At 47.3% G+C, this 1264-nt stretch carries 1 protein-coding gene and 1 pseudogene; both read right to left on the bottom strand.

Features of this window, described 5'->3' with window-relative positions:
- Positions 1–175 precede the first annotated feature (175 nt).
- A complete protein-coding gene (locus JJB97_RS18055) occupies positions 176–562 on the bottom strand; it encodes a hypothetical protein (protein ID WP_238715454.1) in 387 nt (128 codons plus the stop codon).
- Between the two features lie 9 nt (positions 563–571).
- A pseudogene (locus JJB97_RS18050) lies at positions 572–1264 on the bottom strand (hypothetical protein); the annotation flags it as partial.

The raw sequence follows: 1264 nt of genomic DNA, 5'->3' as shown, positions 1-1264 counted from the left end.
AGCTCCGGTGCCGAAGCCCCGGCCAGAGCACCCGCTAAAAGTACGTGGGTAGGATCATTCCGCCCGTAAGCAGCGCCAGGTCACTGATTTGATCGAGGCGATCAGCAGGCCGCAGAGACATAGCGGTAACTGACTGGTCTGTAAAGTAAAATCCCGGCTCGATGGCCGGGATCCATTAATCGAACTCCTTTTCTAAGCGTTCGACAACTTGATTATAAATTTCAACAACTTCGGGGACCCCCTCTGTAAGATCATCTTGAAAATATTCTCGATATAATTCTTCCGGCCAAAGAGTAACACTATCCTCCCTAACCTTTTGTATTTTCCAATATTTTGACGGTCGATCATCCACAACTTCAAACAAGCATAACGGAGCAGGAACTGCATATCGCATTGGGATTTGTAATATCGTACCTGCATAATAACCAGTTTGAGTATGTAAACCTAAGACGGTGTAAACATCTCCAATAATAAAAGGATATTGCGGGTCATCACTTTTTTTAAGTCCCAGCCTATATTTTTGTTCAGAATTTAAGCTAGTTGCAATGCACTTAACTTTCATCGCATTACCCTATTTTTTGATTGGAATACTTTTAGGTTCAACAAGTTGTCCAGTAACAGCATTGCGATAAGCATGTATTTCAAAAATAGTTCCATCAGCAGCTTTATAGCTTGAACTGGTGACTTTACTCCAGTCCGAAGCTTTACCTCCGTATTGCTTCGCCAGGTCTTCAGCGACTCTAAGTTTCGTTTCCGTTCCCGAACCAGCAACGGCTAAACCTCCCGTTCTAGCGAGTTCAGATAATTGAGCTTCGCTTGCCAACGATTTATTAAGGTTTAAACCATTTATAACATTATGAGCCGCCGCTGCCTCAGCCTTTGCCGCCGTGGCTTCTGTCACCGTCTTACCGATACCAACAGCACCGCCAGCTCCAACACCACCGGGCACGATTGCTTCCGACATCTGGATTCCGGCATTATTCAGACACAGTACAACATTTCCTGCACATGCCTGTATTGCTACTTTAGCCGCAGCCGCTATTTCCGGAGTGGCAGCGGCCAGCACTCCGCCACCAAGCCCTGCCGGAAGTGCCACCATCAGCGCATCCTGCATCGCCAGTCCTTTCTGACACGATGCTGAACCCGGATTATCAGCACAGGACGCTATATTCTTTCCATGCTCCTGTACGAACTTCGTCTGGCTCTCTTCGTTACCGCCAAGCAGGTTATTCTCAACAACAATGTTCCCCGGCGCGCCGTCCCT

The sequence above is a fragment of the Tenebrionibacter intestinalis genome (assembly GCF_016632365.1).
In the GTDB taxonomy this organism is placed as follows: Bacteria; Pseudomonadota; Gammaproteobacteria; order Enterobacterales; family Enterobacteriaceae; genus Tenebrionibacter; species Tenebrionibacter intestinalis.
The sequence above is the reverse complement of the archived record's forward strand: the minus strand, read 5'-3'. Positions and strand labels throughout refer to the sequence as shown.